The organism is Hoylesella marshii DSM 16973 = JCM 13450, assembly GCF_000146675.1.
Classification (GTDB): Bacteria; Bacteroidota; Bacteroidia; order Bacteroidales; family Bacteroidaceae; genus Prevotella; species Prevotella marshii.
Map to the genome: position 1 here is coordinate 458,258 of NZ_GL397214.1, position 8,690 is coordinate 466,947.

The following is an 8,690-nucleotide window of genomic DNA, read 5'->3' on the forward strand; positions in this document are numbered from 1 at the left end:
TCCAAGAATAATTTATTCCGGCATTGCGGCAGGTACTTTACTCCAAGAATAATTTATTCCGGCATTGCGGTAGGTACTTTAGTCCAAGAATAATTTATTCCGGCATTGCGGTAGGTGCTTTAGTCCAAGAATAATTTATTCTTCCATTACGCTCAATCTAATAAAAAGAGGAGGGTGTGTCAATTTTGACACACCCTCTGTAATCGCTAAAGATAGATTTTTATTATGTACGCGAGTTCGGGATAAGATTATCTAACCTGTCGCCCCCCCTTGGGGCTATTGGATAAGAATCTCTTATCCCGAACTCACGTAAATTGATAATGAAAACTTTATTTCTTTTGTATAACAATAATACGGGATAAACGTGGTTCACTGAAAGAAAAAAAGTGGAATCAGGAAGCAGAGAAAAGCTTCAAATCTACGAGGTCGAGCATCAACTGCATGTCCGTTTCCGTGATACCATGGCGGCGAAAGAGTGTATTGTCTTTTTCAAACTCGTCTTTCAACATGATGGGCGTTCCATGATTGTTTTCCGCTTGATTGCTTGTTGTCACAAACTCGGCAAACAAGTTTACCGCCTCACTTACATGCCCCGTAAACCATTGGCAATAGCCTGCGTTCAAGTAGTCGGCACTACTGTGCGAGGGCAAGGCAAGTAGCTTTTCGTATTCGGTTTCTGTTTGCGAGAGGCGACCTTGCAACAATAATCCCCACGCCAAAATGCGTTTCACGTTGCTGTCGTCGGGGTGTTCGTAATCGAGTTTGAACAGTAGTGATACAGCCTCTTCGTATCGTTCGAGTTTCAACAGCGACAAGACGTAGTTCTGCGTGTATCTTTTCTCTTGCGGAAACAAGCGGTGGAGCGTTTCGTAATGCCGGCATGCAGCGTCGAAATCCTCGGCGAGGAAGCAAGCCCTTGCCAGCTGACTCAGCGATTGTGGGTTGTCGGCCGTTGTGCGATAGGCTTTTTCGTAGTGATTCACTGCCGCGCGATAGTTGCCTTCTGTCATATCGCAATAGGCTTGCAGGCGATTCCATTCGGGATGCTCCTCATTTGCGAAAACAATGAGCAGGTCGGTCAGCTCGGGCATTTGTTTTCGCTTCAATAAGAAGTTACCCAATTTGTAAGCATGATTGGTCAATTGCGTATGGGCAAAGAGGCTGTTGGCAAAGAAGAATTGTTCGAAGGGGTTGGCAAAGGCCTCTTTGCTCTGAAACAGACGGAAGAAGCGGTAGAGATCTTGCAGATACATGCGGCGGATGTAGGCCGGCTTCTGCATCGTCTCTTGTGGCACGAAGTTGCCGAAGGCCTCTTCGCTGTTCATCATCTCGCGCAGGTTTTCGGGAATGCGCTCTATAATAGAAGCGAGAGCGAGCGTAAAGGAATATTTGTCGGAATCGCAGAATGGCCCCATCGACAGCAAGTTATGAAGAAGTCGACTGTTGCCTAACTTGTCGTAAACGTGAGCGATTCCCGGGTGTTCTGCATAGAATGGAGTGAACCAATTGGACAGCGCATAGAAGAAAGCGAAACGCTTCATCTGCGAGAAGCCGCCGAAATAGATATCGGAGCCGGCTTTCTGCATATCCATCATTTTGTTTAGGCTCTGCTCCATCTCTTCCATGGCACGGTCGGAAGCCCCAGGGTCGATGATGTCTTGCATGGGGTCTTCTTCTTTCTCTGTGATGCCGAATCGGGTAATGTTCAGGTTGTTGTTCTTGATAAGATTGGGAATGATGTCTTTCTGTATCTTTTCGTTGTCGTGCTCCGCATCCGTGCAAAACATGATTTGCATCTGCAATTCCAACAACTCTCTGCAAGTGTTGTCGCTTTCGCATAGTCTGGCGACTGTCTCGGCCTGTTCGGGAAAGAGGTCGATGGTATCGTCGAGGGCAAAGACCCACCCCACCAATGCGCGCTGGCGTATGTGTTCGTCGGTTGCTTTCATATAGATATTCACCAACGTGCGGAACTTGCAGATGTCGAACACATTCATCGCAGCCAGCGAAATGGCACTGATGAGGATGCGGACATCGATGCTGTCGATGGTGGGCGACAGGAGAAGATTTTCTATGAGCAGGGCGTGCTCGTTGCTCCATTGCCCAGATAGCCACATGTCTTCAAAGAGCAAGCCGACATATTCCATGTGTTCGGTATAGAGGCGGATGCTCTTTTCTCGACGCGTTTCTTCAGGTTCGATAGACAAAAGTGCAGTTTCCGATACGAAATCTTCGAGTCGCTGCTTTATTTCTGCCGACTGTAATCGGTATTGAGTTCTGTGTGCGTGGGCAGAAGCATAGACTGGACGGTCGCGAATCATTAATGTAAGTTCAATGTCGCTGACGTATCGGAAAAGGCGGCGCAGCAATTGGTCGTATATCTCGTTGCGCTTGGGGTCGTCATAGCCTTTCGACAGGAAGTCGAGCATCAAATGATAGTCTCGTTCTACGTCGTCGAGTCTGCTATCGGATGGAAGATACGGATGGCGATCGATAAAGGCACGTAACACTCTCAGAGCTTTTAGCAATTCCCTGTTGAGAATGAGTTGTCGGGCGTGTTGCAGTTGTTTGTCCATTGCTTGAAAGGAGATGACGGGGAAACGGAAAGGGATGTACGCGATTAGAATTTACGGGCGATGCGCAGGTCGCTCTCCCTCGGCGGAGCGATGTGGGAAAATTTCAGCGGCGGAAGGGCTCGTATGGTTTTGTCGTCGGTATTGCAATACTTCTTGATAACGGCCGCATAATGCTCTATTCCCTTGATATTAATGGAGTCGCACGCACAATTATATGCTTTGATAAACTGCTGCAATTGTTTTGCACGCACACCTTTGGCCATATCTTTCGTGCGGAATGCGACCACCCCCAACCTCATATTCTTGTCGCGGGTGTCCATCAGCACGTGATGTCCACCCTGCCGTGCTATCGTAGCTTGTGGCTCCGGCAGGATGACGGCATCGATTTCGTTGTTTTGAAGCATACGCAATCGTAATTCCACATCGTTGAGTTGTATCTTGAAAAGGCGTTCCCTTTTCATCCGCACACTGTCGATAGCATAGTCGGAAAGGAAATCCGTGGCAGAGAATCGCGCCATTCCGACCATCTTATCTCCGAGTTGATTGATTTTTTTGATACGTGCTACTCGGTTGCTGATAAGTTGCCAACCGGCATTCGTTGCTGTAACGTATCGCAGCGGTATACCCTTCCGTTGCATATGTTCGGCTCTGATGAGGTCGGTTACTGCACCTTGCACGCTTCCTCCCATCAAAGCTGTGTCGCAATCCATCTGCGCTTTGTACCTATGTAGTCGTATGTCGGTATTCAAAGACTTGAAGAAACCCTGCTCTTTCGCCACATACAGCGGCAGGCAGTCTAACGTTGGTACGACGGCTATCTTCAATGCCTTGGCCTCTTCGGCCGCCATACGTTTCTTTTCTTGTGCCGTTTGTGCACGCCCCGGTCTTTCAGTCTTCCCACAAGCTGTCAGTAGCAATAGAGCCACAGCCCACAGAGCAATATATCGTAAGTCTTTCATTTCTTCCTATTCAATACGAATAAAGGCAACCCTGCATGAGAAACAGGAGTCGCCCTTATGAATCATTCATTTATATACGATGAGGAAATAGTTAGGGAGGTCTCCTTTTTGCGGTCTTTGTTCCCCGCATTCCTCGTCTTGAACCCTGCTTGCAAATGTACGGAAATATTTTGGAACGAGGAAAATAATTCGTACTTTTGTGCGAACTAACCCCGTATTGATACATGGCCGAACGCACGTTTCGCCTCTGTGTCTTACACGAAACAGAAGAAGGTGGTAAAGGATAAAACAATTTATGTATGCTCCAACTGCGGTCAGGAGTCATTGAAATGGATGGGCAAGTGTCCGTCCTGTGGTGAATGGGATTCGTTTAAAGAGATGCGGCTCGCATCTTCGTCCAAAGAGTCTGCTGCACGGCATACGGCACAGAGCCTTGGATCTGCCCTTTCCCAAGGCAGCAACCGACCTTTGTCCTTGCAGGAAATATCCGCACGTGACGAACCTCGCATAGATATGAACGATGCCGAACTAAACCGCGTACTTGGCGGAGGATTGGTTCCCGGCTCAATTGTGTTGTTAGGAGGAGAACCCGGTATCGGCAAGAGCACCCTGACTTTGCAAACTGTTTTACGCCTTCCCGAGCGCCGGATTCTTTACGTCAGCGGTGAGGAAAGTGCCCATCAGTTGAAAATGAGAGCAGAGCGCATTGCTCCCTCTGGCAGTTCGGATTGTATGGTACTTTGCGAAACGTCTCTCGAAAACATCTTTTCTCATATTCGGGAGATACAACCCGAAATCGTGGTTATCGACTCTATTCAAACCATCGCTACGCAGCAAATCGACAGCAGTCCGGGGAGCATTGCTCAAGTGCGTGAATGCGCTTCGGCACTCCTACGCTTTGCCAAGACGGGCAATGTGCCGGTCATCTTAATTGGGCATATTAATAAGGAAGGCTCGCTGGCCGGTCCAAAGATATTGGAACACATTGTAGACACTGTCATACAGTTTGAGGGCGACCAGCACCATCTCTATCGCATTCTCCGCTCTATCAAAAACAGGTTTGGAAGCACGTCGGAACTTGGTATTTACGAGATGCGGCAAGCCGGACTAAGACCGGTAAGTAATCCTTCGGAACTGCTTCTCACCGGCGACCATGAAGGTTTGAGCGGTATTGCCATCAGCTCTGCCATTGAAGGGGTGAGACCTTTCCTCGTGGAAACGCAGGCTCTCGTCTCTTCGGCCGCTTACGGTACACCCCAGCGGTCGGCAACAGGCTTTGAACAACGGAGGTTGAACATGCTGTTGGCAGTTCTCGAAAAGCGCGTCGGTTTCAAACTGATGCAGAAAGACGTGTTTATCAATATCGCCGGTGGACTTCGTGTAACCGACTTAGCCATCGACCTAAGTGTGATTACCGCTGTACTTTCCAGCAACGTCGATACACCCATCGAAACGGGCTGGTGCATGACCGGCGAGGTGGGATTGAGTGGAGAGGTGCGTCCCGTAAGCAGGATAGAACAGCGCATTGCCGAAGCCGAGAAACTCGGATTCAGCCATCTCATACTTCCCAAATACAACCTGCAAGGTCTCGACTCGTCTAAATATAAGATTGAATTGCATCCCGTCAGGAAAGTAGAAGAGGCCTTGCGCGTCTTATTCGGATAACATTCCACGGGGAAAAAGAAAGAAAAGTGCTACCTTTGCAGGCAAACGACGAAAACGAATGTACAAGAGTTGCAACACCTACAAGCAGAACGAGCGGGATATATTTACCGTTGAGCACGACGATACGTTGCTTTCGTTTCTGCTCACTCACATTGGCGACAAGAGCAGAAACAAGATTAAAGCCACACTATCAGGACGAGGCGTGAAGGTAAACGGCAAAATCATCACACAATACGATTTCCCATTGCCTGTCGGCACAAAAGTTTCTGTTTCCCGCTCCAAACAAAGCGAGCCTTTCAAAAGCAAATACGTGAAGATAGTGTATGAAGACCGCTACCTCGTTGTAATAGAGAAAAACGTAGGTATTCTGTCTATGGCTGCCGGAAGACGTGCCTTGCATGTGAAAGCGGTCTTAGATGATTACTTCAAGATGAGCCGGCAAAGATGCAAGGCTCACGTGGTACATCGGCTCGACAGAGAAACAAGCGGCCTGATGATTTACGCCAAAGACATGCAAACCGAACAACTCTTGGAGCACGATTGGCACAGAAATGTGTACGACAGGCGCTACATGGCCGTGGTGAGCGGTGAAATGGAGGAAGACGAAGGTACGGTGGCAAATTGGCTGAAAGACAACAAAGCATACATCACTTATGCTTCACCCGTGGATAACGGTGGAAAATATGCTGTGACGCATTTCCGCACCTTGGCGCGAACCACAACCCATAGTTTGGTGGAATTCAGGCTGGAAACGGGACGAAAGAATCAGATTCGCGTACATACGGCCGACATGGGACATCCCGTTTGCGGTGATACGAAATACGGAAATGGCGACAACCCCTGCAACCGGCTCTGTCTGCATGCCTATGTGCTTTGCTTTTACCATCCTGTAACGCATGAACGAATGGAATTTCAAACCCCGATTCCGGCAGATTTCAAACGACTTTTCAACCTCAATCGGTCATGAGAGCCTGTACAGATTTTGTTTGATGGTCGTTCAGCTTGTTTGTCATCTTCTCGAAAACGTAGTGGACTACGTCGAGAGAGGGCGGCAGACAAGATACCGACAAACGAATAAAAGATGGCAGGAAGCATAAAAGCAATATTAAAATGATAGATGAGCGGTCTCATCACCGATTTGGGTTAAAAATAATGCATTCTTATTGATAAACAAAATACTACAATGACTTCCAATTTCTTTTACTACCTCTTCTGCATCGCAGCTGTTATCGTGGCTTTCCTTATTTTCAAGAAAGTGACGGGATGTATTTTCCGTTCTATCGTGCTGCTCATTATTGCAGTCATTCTCGCAGTGCTGTACTTCTTGTTTTTCAGGTAGCCGACGAGGCAGAAATTTCGCTGTAGAGACGAGTGAAAATCTCGTGCAACTGCTCCGTATTGCAGATAACTTCGCGGATGAAAGCAAGGTTCTTGGCATTGGGTGAGTTGGGAATCCACAGTCTGATGTAGCCCTCTCGACCATATTTCTCGCTGATATGTTTTCGGAATCGCTGCCATTGCTCTTCTTCTTTCTTTTCGGGATATGTGTCCAGCCCATATTCTACGGCACGCCGAAACACGACATCGGGATCTAACTCCCTATCCGCTTCCGCCACAATCTTTCCGTAAATATTCCTCGGAGTATGCGAAGCAGAAGCACGATGATCTTCCACCGCCTCTTTCATGAGCCGTATCTGCTCGGCCGAAAACCACTTTCTTAACCGCACGTCGGCAGCCATGATTTTACCGCTTGTCAGATGATGGATGGCGCGAGGCCCCGAAAGTCCCAAATCATGATAGGCCGCCACGGTATAAACCATATCAAAATCAGCCCCCACAGCCTTGGCAATGAGCAGCGAATTGCGAATGACACGCGTAACATGACCCATGTTGTGAGCCCGATCAAACTGACTATATCGGGGCAAAATGTTCTTTTCTATAAACTCCATCAGGTCTAAACTCACATCGCTGGCTGTCATACAAAATGCTCTTTTATGGGTTTGCAAATATACGGATTAATGCTTACTTTTGCAAACAGTTTTACAATGGATTGACAATTCATACCCGCATGATGACATCAAAAACGCTGATTCGCCAAAATTCTCTCAAGGCATGGATGCTTGCCGCACGGCCTAAAACGCTGACCGGGGCTGCCGTCCCCGTGCTTATCGCTACAGCTCTGGCATTGGCCGATACGCAGGGAGAGGGATTCCGCGCACTTCCCGACATGTTGTGTTTTCTCTTTGCATTCATCATGCAGATAGATGCTAACTTCATCAACGATTATTTCGACTTTCTGAAAGGCAACGACGACGAGACGCGTCTTGGCCCCCGACGGGCTTGTGCTCAAGGTTGGATTAGCTTAAACGCGATGAAGAAAGCCATCGTTACTACTACAGCATTGGCTTGTCTCACAGGTTTGCCGCTCATCTGTTACGGCGGCATTGAGATGATACTTGTGGGAATCGTCTGCATCATCTTTTGCTTTCTCTACACCACGCGCCTTTCCTATCTCGGTTTAGGCGATGTGCTCGTGCTCGTCTTCTTCGGAATTATTCCCGTTTGCGTTACCTACTACATCGTGATGCCGACCGCTCTGCACGTCCCTACCAGCGAAGTAATAACCGCCTCCTTAGCTTGTGGAATGGTCATTGATACCCTACTCATTGTTAACAACTATCGAGACATCAATAACGACCGCCGCAACGGCAAATGCACCCTTGTTGTTCGTATCGGCACGAAAGCTTCGCTGAATCTATACTTGCTTTTGGGCTGTGCCACAATTTTGCAGGGAGGCATCTTTCTGATGCAAGGCCGCATAGCCTCAGCATTGCTCCCGGTAATTTATCTTATTCCTCATACGTTCACTTGGTTGCGCATGCGAAAAATTGGAAAAGGGAAAGCCCTGAATCATATCTTAGGCGAAACAGCCCGTAACATCTTGTTTTACGGACTGCTCTCTGCCCTCGGTTTGCTGGCCGATATTTTCCTTTTTTAACCTTAGCATACAAACAAAAGGCGAGTGGTACGCATCATCGCGATGCGTACCACTCTATGTGTGTATATATATAAAGGTGTCTCTTTTGCTCCTCGCACGGCAGGGATAAGACTTGTTCTTTTCTCACGCCGCGCGCGTTCCGCAGAGCGGCCTCCTTACGGCTTCTTCTTTTTCTTCTCCTCCTCCGGCTTCACCACCTCGTAGGAGATGTCGAGCATCTCGTGTTTCAGCTGCACGCTCGGGGTGAAGATGACGCGGGGTTTGATGCCCGCCGTGTCGAACGCCTTCTCCGTGGCCGCCCCTTTCGAGGAGAGCGATATGCGCAGCGTGCCGAACTCGCCTAACTGTATGCTGAATCCATCGTTCATATACGATGGCAGACGGTCTACGAAGTTCGACAGCACGTTTTCAATATCGCCCCGCGTGAGCGATGAACGGCCGGCGATGTCGCGCGCAATGTCACGCAGCGTCTTGCGTCCCATGTTGACGGCG

The 8,690-nt window shown here is 48.5% G+C and carries 8 protein-coding genes; 4 read left to right on the top strand and 4 right to left on the bottom strand.

Annotated elements, in window-relative coordinates:
• Positions 1–392: 392 nt before the first annotated feature.
• The gene (locus HMPREF0658_RS01955) at positions 393–2,576 is read right to left on the bottom strand and encodes a tetratricopeptide repeat protein (RefSeq protein WP_006948182.1); all 2,184 of its coding nucleotides are present in this window, start codon (positions 2,574–2,576) and stop codon (positions 393–395) included.
• A 44-nt stretch (positions 2,577–2,620) separates the two neighbouring features.
• Positions 2,621–3,535 carry an ABC transporter substrate-binding protein gene (locus HMPREF0658_RS01960; protein ID WP_006948183.1) on the bottom strand — a complete coding sequence of 305 codons (915 nt, stop codon included), beginning with the start codon at positions 3,533–3,535 and terminating at the stop codon, positions 2,621–2,623.
• A 273-nt stretch (positions 3,536–3,808) separates the two neighbouring features.
• On the opposite strand from HMPREF0658_RS01960, the gene radA reads away from it, so the two are divergent.
• The 3 genes from radA (at position 3,809) to HMPREF0658_RS11580 (ending at position 6,539) form a co-directional block, all read left to right on the top strand.
• Complete coding sequence (gene radA, locus HMPREF0658_RS01965) at positions 3,809–5,200, top strand: DNA repair protein RadA (RefSeq protein ID WP_024991053.1); 1,392 nt, start codon at positions 3,809–3,811, stop codon at positions 5,198–5,200.
• A gap of 58 nt (positions 5,201–5,258) precedes the next feature.
• A complete protein-coding gene (locus HMPREF0658_RS01970) occupies positions 5,259–6,167 on the top strand; it encodes an RluA family pseudouridine synthase (RefSeq protein ID WP_006948185.1) in 909 nt (302 codons plus the stop codon).
• A 216-nt stretch (positions 6,168–6,383) separates the two neighbouring features.
• On the top strand, positions 6,384–6,539 hold the full coding sequence (locus HMPREF0658_RS11580; RefSeq protein ID WP_006948187.1) for a hypothetical protein: 156 nt from the start codon (positions 6,384–6,386) through the stop codon (positions 6,537–6,539).
• Here HMPREF0658_RS11580 and HMPREF0658_RS01975 read toward each other — a convergent pair.
• Entirely contained in the window at positions 6,532–7,179 is a 648-nt protein-coding gene (locus tag HMPREF0658_RS01975; RefSeq protein ID WP_006948188.1) for an HD domain-containing protein, read from the bottom strand. The two genes, HMPREF0658_RS11580 and HMPREF0658_RS01975, sit on opposite strands and share 8 nt — an antisense overlap.
• Positions 7,180–7,271: 92 nt before the next feature.
• On the opposite strand from HMPREF0658_RS01975, the gene menA reads away from it, so the two are divergent.
• On the top strand, positions 7,272–8,198 hold the full coding sequence (menA, locus tag HMPREF0658_RS01980; protein ID WP_024991052.1) for a 1,4-dihydroxy-2-naphthoate octaprenyltransferase: 927 nt from the start codon (positions 7,272–7,274) through the stop codon (positions 8,196–8,198).
• Between the two features lie 155 nt (positions 8,199–8,353).
• On the opposite strand, the gene HMPREF0658_RS01985 is transcribed toward menA, so the two are convergent.
• The coding region (locus HMPREF0658_RS01985; protein WP_006948190.1) for an HU family DNA-binding protein at positions 8,354–8,690 on the bottom strand (337 nt) is incomplete at its 5' end.